This is a genomic window from Ensifer sp., assembly GCF_035999185.1.
Lineage (GTDB): Bacteria > Pseudomonadota > Alphaproteobacteria > Rhizobiales > Rhizobiaceae > Ensifer.
This window is the reverse complement of record NZ_DASYHB010000045.1, coordinates 1-24270: the sequence shown is the minus strand read 5'-3', so window position 1 is coordinate 24270 and position 24270 is coordinate 1. Positions and strand designations below refer to the sequence as shown.

At 62.9% G+C, this 24270-nt stretch carries 22 protein-coding genes; 15 read left to right on the top strand and 7 right to left on the bottom strand.

The window, feature by feature from the left end:
- Together VGO04_RS05060 and gltX are read right to left on the bottom strand one after the other, a co-directional pair.
- A partial coding sequence (locus tag VGO04_RS05060; RefSeq protein WP_327494873.1) for an OB-fold nucleic acid binding domain-containing protein occupies positions 1-360 on the bottom strand: 360 nt, incomplete at its 3' end.
- 12 nt (positions 361-372) lie between these two features.
- Positions 373-1830, bottom strand: a complete 1458-nt coding sequence (gene gltX / locus VGO04_RS05055; RefSeq protein WP_327494872.1) for a glutamate--tRNA ligase — start codon at positions 1828-1830, stop codon at positions 373-375.
- A 255-nt stretch (positions 1831-2085) separates the two neighbouring features.
- Here gltX and VGO04_RS05050 point away from each other — a divergent pair, with 255 nt between their 5' ends.
- Entirely contained in the window at positions 2086-2433 is a 348-nt protein-coding gene (locus VGO04_RS05050) for a metalloregulator ArsR/SmtB family transcription factor (RefSeq protein ID WP_327494871.1), read from the top strand.
- 235 nt (positions 2434-2668) lie between these two features.
- Positions 2669-3049 (top strand): VOC family protein, encoded by a 381-nt coding sequence (locus tag VGO04_RS05045; protein WP_327494870.1) that lies wholly within the window; start codon positions 2669-2671, stop codon positions 3047-3049.
- Between the two features lie 243 nt (positions 3050-3292).
- Here the strand turns inward: VGO04_RS05045 and VGO04_RS05040 are convergent, their stop codons facing one another.
- From VGO04_RS05040 to VGO04_RS05030, 3 genes are all read right to left on the bottom strand, one after another.
- Positions 3293-4039: a TerC family protein gene (locus tag VGO04_RS05040; RefSeq protein ID WP_327494869.1), complete on the bottom strand. Its 747-nt coding sequence runs from the start codon at positions 4037-4039 to the stop codon at positions 3293-3295.
- A gap of 113 nt (positions 4040-4152) precedes the next feature.
- Positions 4153-4992: an AraC family transcriptional regulator gene (locus VGO04_RS05035; protein ID WP_327494868.1), complete on the bottom strand. Its 840-nt coding sequence runs from the start codon at positions 4990-4992 to the stop codon at positions 4153-4155.
- Positions 4993-5102: 110 nt separating this feature from the next.
- Complete coding sequence (locus tag VGO04_RS05030; protein ID WP_327494866.1) at positions 5103-5798, bottom strand: TetR/AcrR family transcriptional regulator; 696 nt, start codon at positions 5796-5798, stop codon at positions 5103-5105.
- 158 nt (positions 5799-5956) lie between these two features.
- Between VGO04_RS05030 and VGO04_RS05025 the strand changes: the two genes are divergently transcribed.
- The 5 genes from VGO04_RS05025 (at position 5957) to xylB (ending at position 12739) form a co-directional block, all read left to right on the top strand.
- Positions 5957-7177 (top strand): HlyD family secretion protein, encoded by a 1221-nt coding sequence (locus tag VGO04_RS05025; RefSeq protein WP_327494865.1) that lies wholly within the window; start codon positions 5957-5959, stop codon positions 7175-7177.
- Between the two features lie 54 nt (positions 7178-7231).
- Positions 7232-8821, top strand: a complete 1590-nt coding sequence (locus VGO04_RS05020) for a DHA2 family efflux MFS transporter permease subunit (protein WP_327494864.1) — start codon at positions 7232-7234, stop codon at positions 8819-8821.
- A 90-nt stretch (positions 8822-8911) separates the two neighbouring features.
- The gene (locus VGO04_RS05015; RefSeq protein WP_414650514.1) at positions 8912-10027 is read left to right on the top strand and encodes a metallophosphoesterase; all 1116 of its coding nucleotides are present in this window, start codon (positions 8912-8914) and stop codon (positions 10025-10027) included.
- 168 nt (positions 10028-10195) lie between these two features.
- Positions 10196-11233: a LacI family DNA-binding transcriptional regulator gene (locus VGO04_RS05010; RefSeq protein WP_327494863.1), complete on the top strand. Its 1038-nt coding sequence runs from the start codon at positions 10196-10198 to the stop codon at positions 11231-11233.
- Between the two features lie 51 nt (positions 11234-11284).
- A complete protein-coding gene (gene xylB, locus VGO04_RS05005) occupies positions 11285-12739 on the top strand; it encodes a xylulokinase (protein ID WP_327494862.1) in 1455 nt (484 codons plus the stop codon).
- 32 nt (positions 12740-12771) lie between these two features.
- Here xylB and VGO04_RS05000 read toward each other — a convergent pair whose 3' ends face one another.
- On the bottom strand, positions 12772-13134 hold the full coding sequence (locus VGO04_RS05000; protein ID WP_327494861.1) for a nuclear transport factor 2 family protein: 363 nt from the start codon (positions 13132-13134) through the stop codon (positions 12772-12774).
- Positions 13135-13289: 155 nt separating this feature from the next.
- On the opposite strand from VGO04_RS05000, the gene xylA reads away from it, so the two are divergent.
- From xylA to VGO04_RS04975, 5 genes are all read left to right on the top strand, one after another.
- A complete protein-coding gene (gene xylA, locus VGO04_RS04995; protein ID WP_327494860.1) occupies positions 13290-14600 on the top strand; it encodes a xylose isomerase in 1311 nt (436 codons plus the stop codon).
- 380 nt (positions 14601-14980) lie between these two features.
- Positions 14981-16492: a globin-coupled sensor protein gene (locus tag VGO04_RS04990; protein WP_327494859.1), complete on the top strand. Its 1512-nt coding sequence runs from the start codon at positions 14981-14983 to the stop codon at positions 16490-16492.
- A 337-nt stretch (positions 16493-16829) separates the two neighbouring features.
- Positions 16830-17882 carry a sugar phosphate isomerase/epimerase gene (locus tag VGO04_RS04985; protein ID WP_327494858.1) on the top strand — a complete coding sequence of 351 codons (1053 nt, stop codon included), beginning with the start codon at positions 16830-16832 and terminating at the stop codon, positions 17880-17882.
- Between the two features lie 237 nt (positions 17883-18119).
- Positions 18120-19301 carry a Gfo/Idh/MocA family oxidoreductase gene (locus VGO04_RS04980; protein ID WP_327494857.1) on the top strand — a complete coding sequence of 394 codons (1182 nt, stop codon included), beginning with the start codon at positions 18120-18122 and terminating at the stop codon, positions 19299-19301.
- Positions 19302-19449: 148 nt separating this feature from the next.
- Complete coding sequence (locus VGO04_RS04975) at positions 19450-20817, top strand: GH1 family beta-glucosidase (RefSeq protein WP_327494856.1); 1368 nt, start codon at positions 19450-19452, stop codon at positions 20815-20817.
- A 42-nt stretch (positions 20818-20859) separates the two neighbouring features.
- On the opposite strand, the gene VGO04_RS04970 is transcribed toward VGO04_RS04975, so the two are convergent.
- On the bottom strand, positions 20860-21735 hold the full coding sequence (locus VGO04_RS04970; protein WP_327494855.1) for an NAD(P)-dependent oxidoreductase: 876 nt from the start codon (positions 21733-21735) through the stop codon (positions 20860-20862).
- A 424-nt stretch (positions 21736-22159) separates the two neighbouring features.
- Between VGO04_RS04970 and VGO04_RS04965 the strand changes: the two genes are divergently transcribed.
- From VGO04_RS04965 to VGO04_RS04955, 3 genes are all read left to right on the top strand, one after another.
- On the top strand, positions 22160-23242 hold the full coding sequence (locus VGO04_RS04965; RefSeq protein WP_327494854.1) for a methionine ABC transporter ATP-binding protein: 1083 nt from the start codon (positions 22160-22162) through the stop codon (positions 23240-23242).
- Positions 23232-23897, top strand: coding sequence for a methionine ABC transporter permease (locus tag VGO04_RS04960; protein WP_327494853.1), 666 nt, complete (start codon positions 23232-23234; stop codon positions 23895-23897). Before VGO04_RS04965 ends, VGO04_RS04960 begins: the two co-directional genes overlap by 11 nt.
- Positions 23898-23934: 37 nt before the next feature.
- Positions 23935-24270 (top strand): MetQ/NlpA family ABC transporter substrate-binding protein (locus tag VGO04_RS04955; protein ID WP_327494852.1); only part of this gene is annotated, 336 nt, incomplete at its 3' end.

The following is a 24270-nucleotide window of genomic DNA, read 5'->3' as shown; positions in this document are numbered from 1 at the left end:
TACGACGCCGGTGACGCCGATGATGTCGCCGATGTCGATCATCGGCAGCAGGCCGCGGGCCTCTTCGCTCGTGACGTCCTTGTGGCTGAAGATCTGGATCTTGCCCGAGGCGTCATGGATGTCCATGAACATGCCGGAGTTGCGCGAGGAGTAGACGCGGCCGGCAACGGTCACGACGTCCTGCGTCTCGGTGTCTGGCTCCAGGCCTTCGTACTTGGCGGTGAGCTCGGCATTGGACATCGTCCGGTGGAAATGCGCCGGATAGACGTCGCCGATCTGCTCGCGCAGGAGCTTCAGCTTCTGCGCGCGCACTTCCGTGACGTCGGAGGAGAGGCCAGTGGTTTCGGTCTTGTCGTTCATCTCGTGCTCTCCTTACTTTCCGCTGCCGACCATGGAGGCGACCACCTGGGCGGCGACCTTCAGACGCTGGCGAACCACGGCGCGGCCAAGGATCTCCATGCTGTCGAACAGCGGCAGCGAGCGCTGCGAGCCGGACACGGACACGAAGAGCGGCGCCAGGATCACCTTCAGCTTCTTGCCCATGCGTTCCGCGATCGCGCGCAGTTCGGCTTCGATCGATTCCTTGTTCCATTCGAGGATCTTTTCGAGATCCGGCTGAACGGTGTTGAGGATCTCGAGCAGTTCTTCGGGCGTCGACTTCACGCCGGCGAAGGCTTCGGGCTTGAGGCCGAGGTCGGACTTCAACAGGAAGCTTGCGAGATCGGGCAGTTCGCCGAGCTTGGAGATGCGCGACTGGCTGAGCTTCAGGCCCTGCTTCAGGCGATCGTTTTCCATCGCCCAGGCAAGGACTCGAGCGGCGAACTCGTCTTCCGAAAGCTTTTCGCGGATCCAGCGGGCGTTCAGCCAGTCAAGCTTCTGGATGTCGAAGATCGCGCCGGCCTTGGACAGGTTTTCGGAATCGAACTTTGCCGCCAGTTCCTCGATCGTCAGCAGTTCCTCGCCTTCGGCGATCTGGATGAAGAACAGGCCGAGGAAGTTCATCAGCGCTTCCGGCAGGTAGCCGAGAGCGGTGTAATAGGAGATCGACGTCGGGTTCTTGCGCTTCGACAGCTTCGATTTGTCGGCATTGCGCATCAGCGACAGATGCATGAAGACCGGCGGTTCGAGGCCAAGATACTGATAGATCAGGATGTGCTTCGGCACCGAGGCCAGCCACTCCTCGCCGCGGGCAACGTGGGTGATCTTCATCAGGTGGTCGTCGACGACGTTGGCCATGTGGTAGGTCGGCATGCCGTCGGCCTTGAGCAGAACCTGCATGTCGACGGCTTCCCACGGAATTTCGACATCGCCATAGACGCCGTCGTGGAACTTGCACGAACCCTCGGTCGGGATCTTCATGCGCACGACGTGCGGCTCGCCGGCGGCCACGCGCGAGGTCACTTCCTCAGCCGAAATATTGAGACACAGGCCGTCATACTTCGAAGGCTTGCCGGCGGCGCGCTGGCTCTCGCGCATCTGCTCAAGCCGCGCGGGCGTGCAGAAGCAGCGGAAGCCGTGGCCGTTCTCGACGATCTTCTCGACGTACGGGCGGTACATGTCCTTGCGGTCGCTCTGGCGATAGGGGCCGTAGGGACCGCCGATATCAGGACCTTCCGACCATTCGAGCCCGCACCATTTCAGCGCGTCCAGCACCTTCGTTTCGAATTCCGGCGTCGAGCGGGTCGCATCGGTGTCTTCGATGCGCAGGATGAACTCGCCGCCGTGTTTTTTCGCGAACAGATAGTTGAACAGAGCGATGTAGGCCGTGCCGACATGCGGCTCGCCGGTGGGGGAGGGTGCGATGCGTACCCGGACTGCTGAATTTGCCATGGTCTTTGCCCGTCTGACGTGCTTTTCGCCCCTTGCCGGAGACGAATTCCGACCGTCGGGCGCGCATTTTATGGGAAGGAAAAGCCCGCAAGGGTGCCGCAACTGCGGTATCGGCAGGCCGTTCCAATGGCTCGGGTGAGACCATAGAACGCCGATCATGTCAACGGAAAGTGGATTACGCCACTTTTTGTTGACTCTGCCACTCACGAGCGGTAATGAACCGAAAGGTTATTTAACTGATAGGTTTTTTAGAAAATGCCGGAAGATCGCTTGTCGACGACGCTCTCAGCCCTGGCCGATCCCACGCGAAGGGCAATTCTTGCCCGTCTCGCCCTCGGGGAGGCGTCGGTCGGCGAACTGGCGGAACCGTTCGAGATGAGCCTACCGGCGGTCTCCAAGCATCTCAAGGTGCTCGAGCGTGCCGGGCTGATCAGCCGCGGCCGGGAAGCGCAGTGGCGGCCCTGCCGGCTCGAAGCGGCGCCGCTCCAGGACGTCAACAGCTGGCTCGACGGCTACCGTGGCTTCTGGGAGCAGAAGTTCGACCGCCTCGATGCCTATCTCCAGGAACTTCAGAAGGTCGATCCGGACGCCGGTCGGAACTGATCCCGGCCGCATCTTCCGCCGTCGCCGATTATCCTGTATTGAGGTCCGGTCGAAAAAGGCAGGACCGGATAAGGTAAGCCCGGTCCCTTCGCAGCCGTCCATGGCCGGCGAAGCTCTGCTCGAACGTCCCGTTCGAACCCGCGACGTGGTTCCGATGCGATCCCGCATCGGTCCGCGGCGGGTCATGCAAAGTCGACGCAGTCCGCCGCGTTGTTCAAACACGGAGACTGCAGACATGCGACTGAACCATATCGACCTCCATAGCCCCGTCGTTGCCGAGACGGCGACTTTCCTGATCGACCACTTCGGCCTGACGCTGGTCGAAAAGCGCGGCAAGGACGCCTTCTACCGCCTGACGGACGGTTCCGGCCTGGTGCTCGTCGTCAGTCCGCCGATCACCGCGCTCGGCGGCGGCGACCAGGTGAACCTCGGCGCCCAGACCTACCATGTCGGCTTCCTGCTGCCGACACGCGCCGAGGTCGATGAGGCCTACCAGGGGCTGTTGGCATCTGGCTGCGCGGTGAACAAACCGGAGGACCGTCACGGCGCTTACGTTCTCTATGTCGTCATTCCCGGCAACATCCTGGTGGAGGTCGGGCATCGGCCGGATGCCTGATCCACGATGAGATGAGGGAACGTTTCGCGCGCAGACGCGTTGTTGGGCAGAAGGCGCGGGGCCGGGTCGCCGGCGTGGATCGGCGCAAGGACGAGGAATGATCCCTCTCTCGTCGTCGTCGATGGCTCGCGGTTGACGGCCGTCGGCTCGGCCTCGTGTCTTCACGGGTGTCCCCCCGCAACAAAAGAGGCCCGCATCGACGATGCGGGCCTCTTTTGCAATGACGTTGGGGTGTAAGCTCGTCTAGAGCTTTCCGGCTTTCCTCAAGCGCGCGTTGCGGGCGACCATGTTGAGAATCTCGACAAGCGCCGAGAAGGCCATGGCCGCGTAGATGTAACCCTTCGGCACGTGCAGGCCCATGCCCTCGGCAATCAGCGTCGTACCGATCATCAGGAGGAAGGCGAGCGCCAGCATCACGATCGTCGGGTTCTTCTCGATGAAGTTGGCGAGCGGGTTGGCGGCAACGAGCATGACCGTGACGGCAGCGATGACGGCAATGACCATGATCGGCAGATGCGGCGTCATGCCGACTGCGGTGATGATGCTGTCGACCGAGAAGACGAGGTCGAGCAGCAGGATCTGGGCGATGGCGGCGCCGAAGCTGTTGATCGCCGAGGAGGCGATGAAGTCCTCGCCGTGATCGCTCGGGTCGACGTTGTGGTGGATTTCCTTGGTCGCCTTCCAGACGAGGAACAGGCCGCCGGCGATCAGGATCATGTCCTTCCAGGAGAAGCCGTGGCCGAAGGCCTCGAACACCGGCGTCGTCAGCTTGACGATCCAGGCGACGGTACCAAGCAGCGCAAGCCGCATGATCAGCGCGAGCGCGATGCCGATGCGCCGCGCTTTTTCCCGATGCTCGACCGGCAGCTTGTTGGTGAGGATCGAGATGAAGATCAGGTTGTCGATGCCGAGAACCACCTCCATGACGACGAGGGTGACGAGGGCGACCCAGGCGGCAGGGTCTTGGGCAAGCAACAGGAGGTCCTGCATCGGCGATCTTTCTCTTTGGGTGGCGCGTCGTCGCGCAAGAATCGCCGAAAGTATTTAAGAAACATTGCGGACGTGACAAGCGCCGCCGCTCGTTTGCGGCGGCGCTTTACCGTTTACGATTTGACGGGAATCCACATTTCGACGACGCCGGTGCCCGAATTCGGGTCGAAGCGCTCATCGTAGCGCTCGATGAGATCGGGCGTTTCGGCGTGCTGAAGCCCGGATTCCGGCAGCCAGGTGCCGAAGACGTAGTGCGCCACCTTGGCAATCGCCGAGATGTGGCCGCGATGCAGGAAGACGGCATAGCGCTGCCTCGGCAGCTTCAGTGTCGAAAAGCCTCCCGGCAAGTCGTCGATCGCGCTGACCTCGGCTGCGGCCATGTAGCGAAACGTCCCGGCCTCCGCGTCGCTGTCGTTGCAGACGCCGTAGGCGATGTTACCCTTCTGGCTCGGTATGTTGCCGAAATGGCGGTTGAAACGTTGCCAGAGCGAGGGGATGCCCTCGGTGCGGCCGTAGGCGTAGGTTTCCGAAAGGCCAGCCAGAAGCAGCGGTGGGCTTTCTTCGAAGCGCGGCGGTTCGAGCTTGATTTGGCGCGTGTCGTCCATTCTTAAAGGCTCCATCAGTTCGATGTTTCGAACGTGCCTCTGTTTGCGCACCGTTTCCGGCGTCACGCCGAACTGGTCGCGAAAGGCACGGGTGAAAGCCTCGTGCGAGCCATAACCCGCATCGAGCGCCACCGAAAGAATGTTGGCGGAGCCATCGGCAAGCGCGCGGGCGGCATCGCTCAGCCGCCGGGCGCGAATATAGGCGCTGATCGAGCGGCCGGTGACCAGCCCGAAGACGCGTGAGAGATGGAAGCGCGAAAGGCCTGCGGCCTCGGCGATTTCATCCAGCGATATGTCTGTCGCGAAATGGCTTTCGATAAACCAGATCGCCCGTCCGATGGCACTCATCATCACTCCCTTGGCAGTGCCCTGTTGATAGGGTCTTGCCTGAAGGCGTGCTTGATCGCAATTGCTGGATTGCAGTGCCCCGACGGCCGCAGGGGCCGGTGCCGGCCAGTCTAGCTCTTCGGTCCGTAGGCGGACATGAAGACGCGGACGGCGGCGGTCACCGTTGCCTCGATCTGCTCGCGCGGCGGAGCAGAGCACATGCCGCCGAACAGGCGGTGCTTGAAGAGGCCGGCCTGAGCCATCTCGATAAACTGCCGGGCGGCGATCTCGGTGTTGTCGATGTCGAGAACGCCGGTCGGCACCTGGCGGTCGAGATACGCCTTGAGCACGGTGTAACCGTTCTCGGGCGCCTCGCTGAAAAAGCGCTCGGCCAGATGCGGCATGCGGTCAATAACGCCGATCACCATGCGCATCGAGCGAATGGTCTCTTCGGAGGTCATGCTGGTCGTCAGCGTCACGCCGAAATCATAGAGCGATTCCTCGACGTCGTCGTGATCGTTGAGCGCGTGCTTGGCGGTTTGGACCACCCGCGTCTTGCCCTTGATGATCAGCGCCTTGAACAGGTCTTCCTTGTTCTCGAAATAGACGTAGAGCGTACCCTTGGAGACGCCGGCCTCGCGGGTGATGTCGTTCATGCTGGCAGCGTCGAAACCCTGGCTCAGAAACGCGCGCCGTGCGCCTTCGAGGATCTGCTCGCGCTTGGCGGGGTCCTCGCCGGCGGCGTGGCGGCCGCCCGAATTGAGATCTTCGTCCTGGCCGACATTCGGCTGGATCACGTCCTTCGTTCCGGTCTTCACCGTGCTCATGGTGGTCGCTTGTTTCCGTCCTGCGTGCATTAAATATTAGTCATCGAACCACGCGGTTCGATTTCCTCTTGATATGCGACGAGAAAGGGCCTATGTCAAGTTCCAATCGAACCGAACGGTTCAGTTCGTTCAGCAATCTTTAACCAGGCCGGTGCCCAATGTCTGCATCCAAAACGTCCAGTGCTGCCCGCGTCCGTCCCGTCGACGAGAATTTCGAGACGCAGCCGGTTCAGGAAACTGCGCTCGAGGCGAAGGCGCCCGCAGCAGAGCAGGCAGCCGTCGCGCCCGCTCCGGTCGCGCAAACAGCGCCGCCGCAGAAGAAGGCGCGCAAGCCCATTCTTCCTGTCCTCGGTCTGGCGCTTCTCGCCGCCGGTGCCTGGTTCGGTTACGACTGGTGGACCAACGGCCGCTTCATGATCTCGACCGATGACGCCTATATCGAAGGCGATATTGCGACGATCTCGCCGAAGGTTTCGGGTTACGTCGCCAAGGTCGACGCCGTCGCCAACCAGAAGGTCAAGGCCGGCGACCCGCTGGTCACCCTCGACAATGGCGACTACCGCATCGCGGCCGAACAGGCCGAAGCCAAGATCGCCACCCAGAAGTTGGCCCTCAGCCGTTTCGACGCGCAGATCGCTGGCGCCAAGGCAAGCCTTGCCCAGACGGAAGCGCAGAAGAAGGCTCTCGAAGCGACGGTGCGCGGCGCCGAACTCGCGCAGAAGCGCGCAAGCGACCTCCAGTCCAAGGCGGTCGGCACCGTTGCTTCGCTTGACAACGCCGATGTGGCGCTCGACCAGGCACGCGCAAACCTTGCGGGCGCTGACGCCAACATCGCCGCCGCCAATGCGAGCATCACCGTGCTTGAAGCGCAGCGCACGGAAGCTGAAAGCGAAATCCGTTCGTTGGAGCTTGCCCGTGACAAGGCCAACCGCGACCTCGGCTTCACCGTTTTGAAGGCGCCCTATGACGGCATCGTCGGTAACGTCGCGGTCCAGGTCGGCGACCTCGTCTCTGCCGGCCAGCGTCTGGCTGCGCTCGTTCCGGTCGACCAGCTCTACATCGATGCCAACTTCAAGGAGACCCAGATCGCCCATCTTGTGCCGGGCTCCAAGGTGAAGGTCCATGTAGATGCCTATGAGGATCACGCGATCGAAGGCACCGTTGCCTCGATCTCGCCGGCTTCCGGTTCGGTCTTCTCGCTGCTGCCGGCCGAGAACGCCACGGGCAACTTCACCAAGGTGATCCAGCGCGTGCCGGTGCGCATCACGCTGCCGGCCGACGTGCTGGCGGAAGGTCACCTGCGCGCGGGCTTAAGCGTCGTCGTCGATGTCGACACGCGCACGGCACCGGACGCGACCAAGGTCGCCGCCACCAAGTAACCGGGCCCAAACGCCGGCGCGCCTGATGGCGCGCCTTTGCAAGGAGTGGCTTCGATGGCCGCAACGGCAACAGCAGGTTCGGTGGCGGCCGCCGCACCGAAGGTCGAGGAACATATGGATCCGAAGAGGCTGATTGCCTTCTTCGCCATGGTCGTCGGCATGTTCATGGCCATTCTCGACATCCAGATCGTTTCGGCCTCGCTCGCCGAAATCCAGGCGGGCCTGTCGGCCGGCTCGGACGAGATCGGCTGGGTGCAGACATCCTATCTGATTGCCGAAGTCATCATGATCCCGCTGTCGGGAACGCTGGCGCGCATCGTCTCGACGCGCGTGCTGTTCTCTGTCTCGGCTGCCGGCTTCACTGCGGCCAGCGCGCTTGCCGCGACCGCGACGAACATCGACCAGATGATCGTCTACCGCGCCATTCAGGGCTTCATCGGCGGCGGCATGATCCCGTCGGTCTTTGCGGCCGCCTTCACGATCTTCCCGCCGTCGAAGCGCAACATCGTGTCGCCGATCATCGGCTTGATCGCGACACTGGCGCCAACGATCGGCCCGACGGTCGGCGGCTATCTCAGCCACGCCTTCTCCTGGCACTGGCTGTTCCTCGTCAATGTCATCCCGGGCATCATCGTCGCGACGCTCACCTGGACCTTCATCGACTTCGACAAGCCGGAGCTCGGCCTGTTCAAGAAGTTCGACTGGTGGGGCCTGGCGTCGATGGCGATCTTCCTTGGCTCGCTCGAATACGTTCTGGAAGAAGGCAACGCCAACGACTGGTTCAATGACGATCACATCGTCATGGGGGCGGTCGCGACCGTGATCGCCGCGGTGATCTTCTTCTACCGGGCCTTCAAGGTGGAATTCCCGGTGGTCGACCTCAGGGCCTTTGCCAACCGCAACTTCGCCTTCGGCTCGATGTTCTCCTTCGTGATGGGCATCGGCCTCTATGGCCTTACCTATCTCTATCCGCTCTATCTCGGGCGCATCCGCGGCTACGATTCGCTGATGATCGGCGAGACGATGTTCGTCTCGGGCCTGGCCATGTTCTTCACCGCGCCGGTTGCCGGCATCCTGTCGGGCAAGCTTGATCCGCGCGTGCTGATGACGATCGGCTTTGCAAGCTTTGCCAGCGGCACCTGGATCATGGGGCATCTGACCGCCGACTGGGATTTCTACGAGCTGTTCATCCCGCAGATTCTCCGCGGTGTCGGGCTGATGCTCTGCATGGTTCCGATCAACAACATCGCGCTTGGCACGATGCCGCCGGAGCGCATGCGCGGCGCCTCGGGCCTTTTCAACCTGACCCGCAACCTTGGCGGCGCGGTGGGACTGGCGGTCATCAACACGATCCTGACGCAGCGCCAGGACTTCCACTATGCACGTCTCGCCGAGCACGTGCAGTGGGGCAATCCGGAAGCGATGGAGCGGTTCAACAACATGGTCGCGAACTTCAACGCCCATGGTCTCGACGGTACGACGATCGCGATCAAGCAACTGGCTGGCATGGCGCAGAAGCAGGCGGTCATCCTGTCCTTTGGCGATATCTTCATGTTGTTGACGGTGCTGTTCCTGTCGCTGATCCTCGGTGTGATGATGATCAGCAAGCCGAAGGGCGTCGGCCCGAGCGGCGGCGGTCACTAGCTCCCCCTCTCAAAGCAAGGCGCGGCTCTCGGTTTACGCGAGCTGCACCTTGCGGCACACTTCTGTCCCAAGTGTGAGAGGGGGAGCGGCATGCGGCGATCGGTTTCTGATGGCATTTCCCGGCGATCTTTCGTTGCGGGTCTTGCCGGTATGGGGACAGCGCTTGCGTTCCCTCGCGCCCATGCTGCCGTTCCGGCGACCGATGCGACCTTCCTGTTTTCCAACGACATCCACGCCTGCCTCGTCTCGATCGAGGGGCTTGCGCCGAACTGCGCTGGCGAGGGCAAGACCGACGCCAACCTGCTTCGTCATGTGGCGGCAATAAATGCGGCGCATTCCATGCGCTGGCCGGAGACGATCGCCGGCAAGCCGAGCGGCCTTGCCGGCGCCGGGCGCGAGATCGGCAAGCCGCTCGGGCTGGTGCTTGGCGGCGACATCACCGACGACGGCGGCGGCCAGGTGCGCCAGCCGCGCGAGGGGCGGCAGCTGCAACAGTTCTCCAGCCGCTACCAGGAAGGGGCGGGACCCGATCGCGTCCACATGCCCGTCTATGTCGGGCTCGGCAACCATGACCTCGACCAGGACGGACCGCCGCCGCATGTCGACTGGTATCGCCGCGAGTTGCGCGACTATGTCGAGCTCAATCATCGCCAGACGGTGTTCTACAAACCGCCGGTGCCGGTCACCAACTACGATCCGCTTTCGGACTGTTATTCCTGGGACTGGGGCGGACTGCACCTTGTGCAATTGCAGCGCTTCGGCGGTGATGAAAGCAAGGGTGCGGTAGACGCGCTGCCCTGGTTGAAACAGGACCTTGCCGCCTATGCCGGCGACGGCCGGCCGGTGATCCTGTTTCAGCATTATGGCTGGGACGCGTTTTCGACGGAAGTGTGGGACGCGAAAGCCAAGACCTTCGACGATGATGGCGATGGCGCGCCGCATTGGTGGAGCATGGACCAGCGCCAGGCGCTGCTCGATGTCGTAAAGGGCTACAACGTCATCGGCCTGTTCCATGGACATCAGCACGAAACCGCGATGATCTACCGACAGGGCGGGCTGGACCTGATCAAGCCGAAAGCGGCCTATATGGGGGGCTTTGCCGTCGTGCGCGTCACTGACGGTTTCATGGACGTGGTGATCGCCGAGGCTGGTGCCATGCATGGCGAGGTTACCTTTACCACAGCCTTCAGCAAGCGGCTGGGCTAGTCTCGCAAACACGCTCGGCTGGTACTTTTTAAGTCATTTTTATCAATGGTTTAATGGGCGCGTTGCACCGGCTTCCCGCCGACGCTGCGACGCTTGTTTCCCTCGTTCCGCAGATTCTTGATTTACGTACATCAAAAATTCCTCTAAAGGCAGTGCCCGGAGGAAAACATGAGGCCAACCGTTCACGATATCGCTGCGGAGGCGGGGGTCAGCCTTGCGACCGTCGACCGGGTTTTGAACAACCGTCCGGGCGTGCGCGGCGTCACCCGCGACAAGGTGGAGCGTGCGATCGAGGCGCTCGGCTATGTCCGCGACGTCGCGGCCGCCAACCTTGCCAAGAGCCGCACCTATCCCTTCGTCTTCATCCTGCCGGAAGGCGACAACACCTTCATGCGCGGCCTTGCAGTCGAGGTGGAGGCGGCAAGGGCACGGTCCGCAATCGAGCGTACCGCAATCACGGTTCTCTCCGTGCCGGCCTTCGATCCGGCAGCGCTCGCAGCAGCTCTTGAGCGTGCGCGCGGTCTCGCCCCTGCGGGTGTCGCTGTGGTGGCAATCGATGCGCCGGAGGTCGTCACGGCCGTAGACGCCCTGCGCGAAGCGGGAATTGCGGTCGTCACCCTCGTTTCCGATCTGCCGGGATCGACGCGCGATCACTTTGCCGGCGTCGACAACCTTGCCGCTGGCCGGACCGCCGGCACCTTGATGGGGCGGTTCCTCGGCGGGCGAGAAGGTCCGGTGGCGATCGTCGCCGGCTCGATGCTGGTGCGCGACCATCGCGACCGCCTCGATGGCTTCAGCGCGGCGATGGCCGAAAGCGCGCCTGGGCATCGCCTCCTGTCCGTCGTCGAAGGCCACGACGATCCGGCCGAGGTCGAGCGCCTCGTTGCCAACCTGCTTGCCGACCACCCCGGCCTTGCCGGCATCTATAGCCTTGGCGCCGGTAATCGCGGCCTGATCGCCGCGCTCGAGGCATCGGGACGGCAGAAGGAAGTCTGCACTGTTGCGCACGAGTTGACGCCGCATAGCCGCGCAGCACTCCTCTCGGGCACCATCGACGCGCTGCTCAATCAGGATGCCGGTCACGAGGTGCGCAGCGCCATCCGTGTCCTGAAGGCCCGCGCGGATGGCCTTCAGGTGATCGCGGCGCAGGAGCGCATCCGCATCGAGATTTTCCTTAGGGACAACCTGCCGGTCGATCCGGCGTAACGCTCTAGATTTACGCGGTTCCTGATCCGGAACCGCTCAATGGAGGCAAGCATGTATCTCGGACTGGATCTCGGTACTTCGGGCGTCAAGGCGATGCTGATCGACGGCGACCAGCGTATCATCGGCTCGGCATCCGGCGCGCTCGACGTCTCGCGGCCGCATCCCGGCTGGTCGGAGCAGGACCCGGCCGATTGGGTCAGCGCCACCGAAGAGGCGATTGCCGGCTTGAAGGCAGCGCATCCCAAAGAACTTGCGGTCGTGCGCGGCATCGGCCTTTCCGGCCAGATGCATGGCGCGACGCTGCTCGACGCCGACGACCGGGTGCTTCGGCCCTGCATTCTCTGGAACGACACCCGCAGCTTTCGCGAGGCGGCAGCGCTCGACGCAGATCCGCAGTTCCGCGCGATCACCGGCAATATCGTTTTTCCCGGCTTTACCGCGCCGAAGCTTGCCTGGGTTCGGGCCAACGAGCCCGAGATCTTCGCAAAAGTGCGCTGGGTGCTGTTGCCGAAAGACTATCTGCGCCTCTGGCTGACCGGCGAGCACATGTCGGAAATGTCGGACTCGGCCGGTACCGCCTGGCTCGATACCGGCAAGCGGCGCTGGTCCGAAAGCCTGCTTGCCGCCACGGGCATGGACGAGACGCAGATGCCGGGCCTGGTCGAGGGAACTGAGGCGGCCGGTAGGCTGCGTTCGGAACTCGCCGCCCGCTGGGGGATCTCCGGCGATGTCGTGGTTGCCGGCGGTGCCGGCGACAATGCGGCGTCCGCCTGCGGCATGGGCACGGTCGGCGAGGGGCATGCGTTCGTTTCGCTCGGCACCTCGGGCGTGCTTTTTGCCGCCAACGCCAGCTACCTGCCCAATCCGGAAAGTGCGGTGCACGCCTTCTGCCACGCGCTGCCCAACACCTGGCACCAGATGGGCGTCATCCTGTCGGCGACCGACGCGCTCAACTGGTACTCGGGCATTGCTGGTCGCAATGCCGCTGACTTGAGCGCCGAGCTCGGCGATGAGCTGAAGGCGCCGAGCGGCGTCACCTTCCTGCCGTATCTTTCGGGCGAGCGCACGCCGCACAATGATGCCGCGATCCGCGGCGCATTCGTTGGCCTTGGACATGAAAGCAGCCGCGTGGTGTTGACGCAGGCGGTGATGGAAGGCGTGTCCTTTGCCATTCGCGACAGCCTGGAGGCCCTTCGCGCGGCCGGTACGACGCTTTCGCGGGTCACCGCGATCGGCGGCGGTTCGCGCTCGCGCTACTGGCTGAAGTCGATCGCAACGGCACTCGACCTGCCTGTCGATCTTCCTGCCGACGGCGATTTCGGTGCCGCATTCGGTGCGGCCCGCCTTGGCCTGATCGCGGCAACGGGAGCGGATCCCGTCGCCACCTGCTATGCGCCGCGCACCGCCGAGACCATCGCGCCCGACGCGTCGCTGGTTTCGGCCTACGAGGAGAGTTACCAGCTCTACCGTCGGCTCTATCCGGCGATCAAGGGTGCCGCGTCGTGACGACGCTGCACCTCAAGCTGCTTGCCGCACGCTCAGCGGGCCGGGACCTTGTCGAGGAAGCCGGTGACCGACTTCAGTCGGCCGCTCTCGATCTCGCAGACATCGGTGCCCTCGATGACCGAGGGGACGCCTTCAGGGCCGAGCGCCCAGGAAAAGCGGATCGTATCGGCGAAACCGTCGGCGTCGCCCTTCAGCGTGAAGCGGAAGCCCGGAAACTGCCCCTGGACGCCGGCGATCAGCCCATCGATCCCGGCGTGGCCGTCGCCCTGCATGATCGGATCGCGATAGCTGACATTGGCGGAGAAAACCTTTTCGATCAGCGCCGCGCGGCTTGCAACATCGCTAGCGTTCCAGGCGGCAACATAGGCTTCGGCGATCGCGTTGAAGTCGTGCATCGAAGTGTTCCTTTCGTTTGGTCTTTCGATGCCCGAGATATCGCCGGTCGAGGGAATGAAACCAATTACCTTGCACGTAATGGCCGCGCGTACCGCGTGCGCGACGCCGGCCGAAATCCATCCCATTCGCATCATCCTTGAGAGGAGCCAAACCCATGAGCACAGGATTTTTCGGCGATATCGCCAAGATCAAATATGAGGGGCCCGACAGCGCCAATCCGCTGGCCTTCCGTCACTACAACAAGGACGAGATCGTTCTCGGCAAGCGCATGGAAGACCACCTGCGCTTTGCGGTTGCCTATTGGCACACCTTCGTCTGGCCGGGCGGCGATCCCTTCGGCGGCCAGACCTTCGAGCGTCCCTGGTTCAAGGACACGATGGACGCGGCGAAGCTGAAGGCCGACGTCGCCTTCGAATTCTTCGACCTGCTCGGCGTTCCCTTCTACTGCTTCCACGACGCCGACGTGCGCCCAGAAGGCAAAAGTTTTTCGGAGAACACCAAGAACCTCAACGAAATCGTCGACCATTTTGAGAAGAAGCAGGCCGAGACCGGGGTCAACCTGCTGTGGGGCACGGCCAATCTTTTTTCCAACCGGCGCTACATGTCGGGTGCTGCGACCAATCCGGATCCGGATGTCTTCGCTTTTGCCGCGGCGACCGTAAAGACCTGCCTTGATGCCACCAAGCGCCTCGGCGGCCAGAACTACGTGCTTTGGGGTGGACGCGAAGGCTACGAGACGCTGCTCAACACCGACATGAAGCGCGAGCTCGACCAGCTCGGTCGCTTCGTCAACCTCGTCGTCGAGTACAAGCACAAGATCGGCTTCAAGGGCGCGATCCTGATCGAGCCGAAGCCGCAGGAGCCGACCAAGCATCAGTATGACTACGACGTCGCGACGGTCTATGGCTTCCTGAAGAACTACGGCCTGGAGAACGAGGTCAAGGTCAACATCGAGCAGGGCCATGCAATCCTTGCCGGCCACTCCTTCGAGCACGAATTGGCGCTCGCCAACGCGCTCGGCATCTTCGGTTCGATCGACATGAACCGCAACGACTACCAGTCCGGCTGGGATACCGACCAGTTCCCGAACAACGTGCCGGAAATGGCGCTCGCCTATTACCAGGTTCTTGCAGGCGGTGGCTTCAAGACCGGCGGCACCAATTTCGATGCCAAGCTGCGCCGCCAGTCGATCGACCCGGAAGACCTGCTGATCGGCCATATCGGCGGCATGGACTGCTGCGCCCGTGGCCTGAAGGCGGCAGCGAAGATGATCGAGGACAAGGCACTCTCCGCCCCGCTCGATCAGCGTTATGCCGGCTGGCAGGTACCGGAAGCCAAGAAGATGCTCGACGGCGGTTTCTCGCTGGAGGAGATCGAGGCCTGGGTGCTGAAGTCCGACCTCAACCCGCAACCGAAGTCCGGCAAGCAGGAGTTGCTGGAAAACGTCGTCAACCGCTACGTCTGAGCGCGGGTAGCAAGCTAACGGGCGGCCGGATGTTTTTCCGGCCGCTCTTGATTTTTGTCATATTTTGCCACCCTGGATGTGTGTTTTTCCACAGCAGGAAATAGATGGCGCTTTCTGGTTGTTGCCGGGAGGCGGATTCCATGGAATTCTTTATCGACCGATCCTGAAATTGGTGCGCAACCGTCGACACGCGTGTGTCCCTGACGACGGTTGTATTTGTGCTATCGACTTGCAATTCATGATAGCATAAATAATCATCTACAATTTGCAGTTATTTCTACTTTACAATGTGGTAAAACGCTCGTGCAGGGTACGCCGAACCTTGAGCTGCAGCGGCGACTTGTCATGCGTCCTGTCGCGGCACCGGGGGAACAAACCGCATGACCAGCTTCGATTCCAAAACAAAACTGCTCAACGAGCGCCTGCAGTTCGTCGATCTTGACGATACCCAGCGCACGGCGCTCGCGCGCTCGCTGCCCGTCATTTCCGCTTCGCTCGATACCGCACTGAACAAATTCTACTCCAAGGCCCGCGCCATTCCGGAGACGGCGCGCTTCTTTGCCAGCGACGCGCATGTGCAGGGGGCGAAGGCGAGACAGGCGAAACACTGGGAGCTGATCGCCTCTGCGAGGTTCGATGCGCAATATGTCGATGCCGTCACCACGATCGGCAAAACCCATGCGCGCCTTGGACTTGAGCCGCGCTGGTACATCGGTGGATATGCGCTGATCATCGAATCCATCCTGAAGAGCGTCATCGAGAGCCATCTGACGGGCTTCCTCTATCGCAACAAGGCAAGGGAAATCGGCACGGATGTGGCGGCCGTCGTCAAGGCGGCGATGGTCGATATGGACTATGCCATCTCGGTCTATCTCGAGGCTTTGCAGGAGGAACGCGAGCGCTCGGAGGCCGAACGGCAGGTCTTGAACGGACAGCAGGAGGAAGCGCTCTTAGCGCTTGAAAACTGTCTCAAGCGGCTTGCCGACGGTGATCTCACCGCCGTCATCGCGGCGGAACTCGCGCCGCAGTTCGCAAGCCTTCGCTCCAATTTCAACGCAGCACTCGGCAAGCTCGACCAGACCTTCGGGGCCATCGTTGGCGCGTCGGAGGAAACGGCCAACAACGCCGGCGAACTGGTGTCGGCGACCGACGACATGGCGCGGCGCACCGAGCAGCAGGCTGCCTCGCTCGAGGAGACGGCAGCAGCGCTCGAGGAGATCACCACCATTTCCAAGGAAGCCGCATCGCGCGCCGAGGAGGCACGACGGGTCGTCGGAAACGCGACCGACGAGGCGCGCAAGTCCGGCGCGATCGTCGAGCAGGCGGTGGCGGCGATGAGCGCGATCGAGGAATCCTCGCGCAAGATCACCCAGATCATCGGCGTCATCGACCAGATCTCGTTCCAGACCAACCTCCTGGCGCTTAACGCCGGGGTGGAAGCGGCGCGCGCGGGTGAGGCCGGCAAGGGCTTTGCAGTCGTGGCGCAGGAGGTGCGCGAATTGGCGCAGAAATCGGCAGAAGCCGCGCGCGAGATCAAGGAGCTGATCGACAAGTCGGCCGAGGATGTGCTGATGGGCGTGTCGCTCGTCAACAGGACGGGCGAGGCCCTGCACCATATCGGCGACCAGGTGATCCACATCAACGGCCATATCGACGCGATCGCAGGTTCGGCCCGCGAGCAGTCGGCCGGCATTGCCGAGATCAACACGGCCGTCACCAACATGGATCAGATGACGCAGCAGAACGCGGCAATGGTGGAAGAAACCAGCGCTGCGACCCATACGCTCATGCAGGTGAGTACCACGCTCAAAGGGCTGGTCGATCAATTCACCGTATCTGCCGGACGGCAGGGCAGGTCCAATCCGGCGCCTGCCAGCCGGCGATACGGATGATCGTCTGAGGAGAGCGGCGGACGAGGGGGGAAGGGGCGCCATGATGGCGCCCTTTCTCTTTGGCGTCCGCAGTCGAAGATCGGCTTTACAAGCGCTCAGACCCATTCCGAAACGCGTTCGGCGGTTTTTCGAACAGAAGAAATGAAATCGATTACAAATCTTCGGGAAATCCGCCCTTTCGCCGGTTGCCCCCAGTCGAAAATCTGATAGCGTGCAGCGCCTGCAACGTTTCAGGTACATCGGTTGCGACGGAAACAGGACGTTCCTGTGCCGCCTTTCGGCAACTGACCGGACGGGTCGAGACATCTTCGGCCGTTCCATCGGGAGGAAAATCGGGATGAAGACGATCAAGGGGCCAGGGCTCTTTCTTGCGCAGTTTGCCGGCGATGCGGCGCCGTTCAACTCCTGGGATGCGATCACCAAATGGGCCGCCGACTGCGGCTACAAGGGCGTGCAGGTCCCGAGTTGGGATGCACGGCTGATCGACCTTCAGAAGGCTGCGACCTCGAAGGCCTATTGCGACGAATTTGCCGGCACGGCGCGCGACAACGGCGTCGAGGTGACCGAGCTTTCCACCCATCTGCAGGGCCAGCTTGTCGCCGTGCATCCGGCCTATGACGAGGCCTTCGACGGTTTCGCGGCACCCGAAGTGCGCGGCAATCCGAAAGCAAGGCAGGCCTGGGCGGTGGAGCAGGTGAAGCTGGCGCTGACCGCCTCGAAGAACCTCGGGCTGAATGCGATGGCGAGCTTTTCCGGTGCGCTTGCCTGGCCCTTCGTCTATCCCTGGCCGCAGCGGCCGGCCGGCCTTGTCGAGACCGCGTTCGACGAACTGGCAAAGCGCTGGAAGCCGATCCTCGACCATGCCGAGGAGAACGGCGTCGACATCTGCTACGAGATCCATCCGGGCGAGGACCTGCACGACGGCATCACCTACGAGATGTTCCTGGAGCGCACCGGCAACCATGCCCGCGCCTGCATGCTCTATGACCCGTCGCACTACGTGCTGCAGTGCCTCGATTATCTCGACAACATCGACATCTACAAAGACCGCATCCGGATGTTCCACGTCAAGGATGCGGAGTTCAACCCGACCGGACGGCAGGGCGTCTATGGCGGCTATCAGGGCTGGGTCAACCGCGCTGGCCGCTTCCGCTCGCTCGGTGACGGCCAGGTGGATTTCGGCGCGGTGTTTTCGAAGATGGCGGCCAACGATTTTTCCGGCTGGGCGGTGGTCGAGTGGGAGTGCGCGCTGAAACATCCGGAGGACGGCGCGCGCGAGGGGGCCGACTTCGTCAAGCACCACATCATCCGCGTCACCGAAAAGGCCTTTGACGACTTTGCCGGCGCTGGCACCGACGAGGCCGCCAACCGGCGCATGCTGGGGATCTGAGTTTCTGCCCCTCACCCTAACCCTCTCCCCGCAAGCGGGGAGAGGGGACACGAACTGCGGCTGCGCTTGCAGCTACGGCACCCGTTGAGAGCGTAGAGGGGCTGTTGCTTGGGACTTGGCGAGCGGTGCGGCAGTTCCTTTCTCCCCGCATGGGGGGAGATGGTGCCGGCAGGCGGATGAGGGGCATCAGCCGCGACAAACAACACAACACACGGAACGGAAACAGGGGAGAAGACTATGGCAATCGAAGGAACGAGCGAGAAGCGCGAGCGTCGCATCCGGCTCGGCATGGTGGGTGGTGGTTCCGGCGCCTTCATCGGCGCGGTGCACCGCATCGCAGCCAGGCTCGACGATCATTTTGAGCTGGTGGCCGGCGCGCTGTCGTCGACGCCGGAGAAGGCGGAAAGCTCGGGCCGCGAGCTTGGGCTTGATCCGTCGCGCGTCTATTCCGACTTCAAGCAGATGGCGATCCGCGAAGCCAAGCTGAAGGATGGCATCGAGGCGGTCGCAATCGTAACGCCGAACCACGTGCACTACGCCGCGGCCAAGGAGTTCCTGAAGCGCGGCATTCACGTCATCTGCGACAAGCCGCTGACCTCGACGCTTGGCGACGCCAAGAAGCTGAAGAAGGCGGCCGACGAGAGCGACGCGTTGTTCGTGCTGACCCACAATTACACCGGCTATCCGATGGTGCGTCAGGCGCGCGAGATGGTCGCAAATGGCGAACTCGGCGCTATCCGGCTGGTGCAGATGGAATATCCGCAGGATTGGTTGACTGAGAACATCGAGCAATCCGGCCAGAAGCAGGCGGCCTGGCGCACCGATCCGGCCCGGTCCGGCGCCGGAGGTTCGACCGGCGACATCGGCACGCATGCCTACAATCTCGGCGCCTTCGTCTCGGGGCTTGAGCTCGAGGAGCTGTCGGCCGATCTCGACAGTTTCGTGCCGGGCCGTCAGCTCGACGACAATGCGCATGTGATGATGCGTTTCAAAAAGAAAGACGGCGAACGCGCCAAGGGGCTGCTCTGGTGCAGCCAGGTGGCGCCAGGCCACGAGAACGGCCTGATGGTACGCGTCTACGGCACCCAGGGCGGGCTCGAATGGACGCAGAAGGATCCGAACTATCTCTGGTACACGCCGTTCGGCGAGCCGAAGCGCTTGCTCACCCGTGCCGGCGCGGGTGCTGGCGCTGCGGCCAACCGTGTCAGCCGCGTGCCGTCGGGCCATCCGGAAGGCTACCTTGAAGGCTTCGCCAATATCTACAGCGAAGCGGCGCGCGCGATCTTTGCCAAGCGCAAGGGCGAGACGGTCGATCCGGCCGTCACCTATCCGACCATCGACGACGGCATGAAGGGCATGGTGTTTGTCGACGCCTGCGTCCAGTCATCCAAACGAAATGGTGCGTGGGTAAAGGTGTAAGCGACGCCTCAGGCGGGCGGAAGGGCGGGCTTTCCCGCCCTTTTTCGCGAGTTGACATCTGCGGGCACGGCTTTAGGTCGACCTCAGAACACGAGAAAACAACGTGGCCCCGCTGATAGCGGGGCCGGAACGAGACGAGACCAAAGAGATGACCGATCCCAAGATTCTGGCTGAACGCTTTCCGGGCGATTTCGTATTCGGGGTGGCGACCGCCTCCTTCCAGATCGAAGGCGCCACCAAGGCCGATGGCCGCAAGCCGTCAATCTGGGACGCTTTTTCCAATATGCCGGGCCGCGTCTTCGGGCGGCACAATGGCGATATCGCCTGTGACCACTACAACCGGCTGGACGAGGATCTGGACCTGATCAAGAGCCTTGGCGTCGATGCCTACAGATTTTCGATTGCCTGGCCGCGCATCATCCCCGAGGGTACCGGTCCGATCAACGAGAAGGGCCTCGATTTCTACGATCGCCTGGTCGACGGGCTTAAGGCCCGCAACATCAAGGCCTATGCGACGCTCTACCATTGGGACCTGCCGCTGGCGCTGATGGGCGACGGCGGCTGGACCGCGCGCACGACCGCTTACGCCTTCCAGCGCTATGCCAAGACGGTCATCGCCCGCCTCGGCGATCGGCTCGATGCGGTCGCGACCTTCAACGAGCCCTGGTGCTCGGTCTGGCTGAGCCACCTCTACGGCATTCATGCGCCGGGTGAGCGCAACATGGACGCGGCCCTGCACGCGCTGCATTTCACCCACCTGGCGCACGGGCTCGGCGTCGATGCTATCCGCTCCGAGCGGCCGAACCTGCCGGCCGGCATCGTCATCAACGCGCATTCGGTCTATCCGGGCAGCGACAGTGCAGCCGACAAGACAGCCGCCGACCGCGCCTTCGACTTCCACAACGGCGTGTTCTTCGGCCCGATCTTTGGAGGGGAATACCCCGAGAGCTTCATGAGCGCGCTCGGCCATCGCATGCCCTTAATCGAAGACGGCGACATGGAGACGATCTCCCGGCCGCTCGACTGGTGGGGGCTGAACTACTACACGCCGATGCGCGTCAGCGACGACCCGACGAAGGGTGCCGAGTATCCGGCGACGGTCAACGCCAAGCCGGTGAGCGAGACGAAGACCGATATCGGCTGGGAAGTCTACGCGCCGGCGCTCGGCAGCCTGGTCAGGACACTCAACGCCAAATACCAGCTGCCCGACTGCTACATCACCGAAAACGGCGCCTGCTACAACATGGGCGTCGAGAACGGCATCGTCGACGATCAGCCGCGGCTCGACTACATCGCCGAGCACCTGTCTGTGACGGCCGACCTGATCTCCGAGGGCTATCCGATGCGCGGCTATTTCGCCTGGAGCCTGATGGACAATTTCGAATGGGCCGAGGGCTACAAGATGCGTTTCGGCATCGTGCATGTCGACTACGACACCCAGGTCCGCACCATCAAGAAGAGCGGGCAGTGGTATCAGGCACTCGCCGAACAGTTCCCGAAGGGCAACCACGGCTGACAAGTGTGCGGGCGGTTTAAGCCGCCCGCGAGGATCTCGGTTTCAAGACAGCGAGCGAACCGGCAGCACTTCCAGACTCTGCCGGTCGAGCTGCGCCAGCACTTCCTTGAATCCAAAGCGTGGCTTCCAGTCGAGCTTTTCAATCGCGGAACTCGGGTCGTAGACCCTGTCGATTGTCATGGGCAGCGTCCAGCCACGATCGGCAAAGGCCTGCGACAGTTTTGGTGCACGCTCGCGCAGCAGGCCGGCTGCGTCCTCTGCCAGGCGGCGGCAGTCGGTCGGCAGGAACGGCGTCTCGCCTGAAATGATGTAGCGCTGGAAGGCCGGTCCGCCGTTGTCGAGTGCCGCTACATGCGCTGCCGCGACATCGCGCACATCGATGCCGCGATGCAGGCGGTAGCCGGCCACCTTGTCCGCCGCCTCCGGGAAAGACCGGGACATGCGCAGCACCCGCACATAAAGAGCGCGATCGGCGGCGTTTTCGAGCAAGGCTTCGGCTGCAAGCTTGGTATGGTGGTAGATCGTGTGGGGCTTCGGTGGCGTTTCTTCGGTGATCCAGGCGCAGCTGCCGTCCCTGACCGCATGACCATAGAGCGCCGTGGTGCTCGTGAAGACGATGCGGCCGACACCGGCAGCCTGTGCGGCGGCGATCACCAGATGCGTGCCCATCACGTTGACGCGCTCGAATTCCTGGTCGTCTACCGCATCGACATGCGGCGCATGCAAGGCGGCGGTATGGATCACTGCGTCGGCACCCTCCATCACGCGCTCCAGCAGTTCGCCGTCGACGAGGTCGCCAACAATGGCCGTCGTGCCGAAAGGCGTGCGGTCGATGCCGATAACGTCATGGTCTGCGGCGAGCGCGTTGTAGATCGCCCGGCCGATGCGGCCCGAGCTTCCGGTCAAGACGATGCGCATTTTCTACCTCGTAATCCGTGGTCCCCGCCGGTTAGCACGAAAAGTCTGCGGGCGCAGTCCGTTCGGCCGAGGATATCCAAGGTGCTGGCGCCGCGATGTGTCGTTTCGCGGGCGGGCGCCCAGCAAAAGAGCATGGTTTTGCCGTCCGGCAGCATATTCGGAAAAATCATGCCTGTGAAACGGTGCGCCAATTCTCCATAAGAGCCGTAGATTATGTCGCATGCGGGCCATGCGACGCCAAAGTTGAACTGACTGGTTGCTTGATGCTAGAGAAGTGCTCCCTGTTCCGAATGCGTTGTCGAATGTCGGCCTGACCGGACGCGCCTTCCATCCCGACCTGGTCGGGATCTCCAAGTTTTGAACATCCGAGAGCACCTATGTACCCGCACGATTCGACAGCGCCTCTTTCGGGGATATCCGAACGATGAGCGTTTCCGCCCAAAACGCAGCGCCATCGGCTGACGCAGCCGTCGTGTTCGACGGCGTCTCCAAGCGTTTTCCCGCCTCTGGCCAGAGCGGCGCGTTCACCGCGCTCGATAACGTCTCGCTGACGGTCGACCGTGGCTCGATCACCGGCATCATCGGTCGCTCAGGCGCCGGCAAGTCGACCTTGATCCGGCTGGTCAATGGGCTCGAAAAGCCGAGCAGCGGCAAGGTCCTGGTCGATGGTGTCGACGTCGGCGCACTCGACGAGGCGGCGCTGCGCAGCCTTCGCCGCAACGTCGGCATGATCTTCCAGCACTTCAACCTGCTTTCGTCGCGCACCGTCTTCGGCAACGTCGCGCTGCCGCTGGAGATTGCAGGCATGGACAAGCGCGCCATCGAGCAGCGCGTCCGGCCGCTGCTCGATCTTGTCGGACTTGCCGACAAGCACGGCCGCTATCCGGCCGAGCTGTCCGGTGGCCAGAAACAGCGCATCGGCATCGCCCGGGCGCTTGCGACCGAGCCGAAGCTCCTGCTCTCGGACGAGGCGACATCGGCACTCGACCCGGAGACAACGCAGTCTATCCTCGAACTTCTGAAGCGTATCAACGCCGATCTCGGTCTCACGGTGCTGCTCATCACCCACGAGATGGAGGTGGTGAAGGCCGTAACCTCCGACGTTGCCGTCATCGACCACGGCCGCATCGTCGAGCGTGGTCACACCTTCGACGTCTTCACCCATCCGAAGCACGAGACGACGCGGGCGCTGCTTTCGGGCCTGCCGGGCTCGAAGCTTCCGGACGCGGTGGCGCGCGCACTGAAGCCGCAACCGGCTTCCGGCGACCGTGCCGTGGTGCGGCTTACCTTCTTTGGTGCGGCCGCCGAAAAGCCGTTGATCTCGCAGCTGATCAAGTCTGTCGGCGCCGAGGTCAACATCATCGCCGGCACGATCGACGAGATCGGCGGCGCGCCCTATGGCTCGCTGGTTGTCGCCTATGGCGCGGATGCCGAGACATCCGCGCGCGCCGAACGCTTCTTTACCGAAAACGGCCTGGTCACGGAGGTGCTCGGTTATGTCGCCTGATATTCTGCTGCGCATCGCTGGCGCCACCGTCGACACCATCTACATGGTCGCGATCGCCGGCCTGATCGGATCGCTGATCGGGCTGCCGATCGGCATCTTCCTTGCGACCAGCGGCAAGGGAGAACTGTTCCCGGCGCCGACGATCAACCGCATCGTCGGGCTGATCGTCAACGCCACGCGCTCGACGCCGTTTATCATCCTCGTCGTCGCCATCATTCCCTTCACCCGGCTTTTGACCGGCACCTCGATCGGGACCAAGGCGGCGATCGTGCCCTTGACGATCGCGACCATTCCCTTCGTTGCCCGTCTGGTGGAAGCGGCGATCCGCGAGATCGACAAGGGGCTGATCGAGGCGGCGCGCGCCATGGGGGCGACCCCGATGCAGATCGTCTTCAAGGTGCTGCTGGCCGAAGCGCGCCCGGCGCTGACGCTGGCGCTCACCATGACCGCTGTCAGCCTCATCGGCTATTCGGCGATGGTCGGCGCGGTCGGTGGCGGCGGGCTCGGCGACCTCGGCATCCGCTACGGCTACCAGCGCTTCATGCCCGACGTGATGCTTGTCGTCGTCATCGTGCTGATCGTGCTGGTGCAGCTCGTCCAGAGCGCCGGCGACGGCCTGGCGCGACGGTTCGACAAGAAAAACCGCAAGACCTGACTTCCTCCCAAGACTGAACGTGAACAAGGAGACACCCATGAAGAAGCTCATCATCGCGGCGGCGATTGCCGCTCTCACCGCCGGAACGGCGCTTGCCGAGACCATCAAGGTCGGCGTCACGCCGGGCGAACACGCCCAGATCATGGAGAAGGTAAAGGAAGTCGCAGCCCCCAAGGGCCTCGACATCGAGATCCTCGAATTCTCCGACTACGTCGTTCCGAACCAGGCGCTGGCCGATGGCGACCTCAACGCCAACTCGTTCCAGCACCAGCCCTATCTCGACAACCAGATCGCCGATCGCGGCTTCGAGATCGTCAGCGTCGGCACCACCATCACCACGCCGATGGGTGTCTATTCGCAGAAGGTGAAGAGC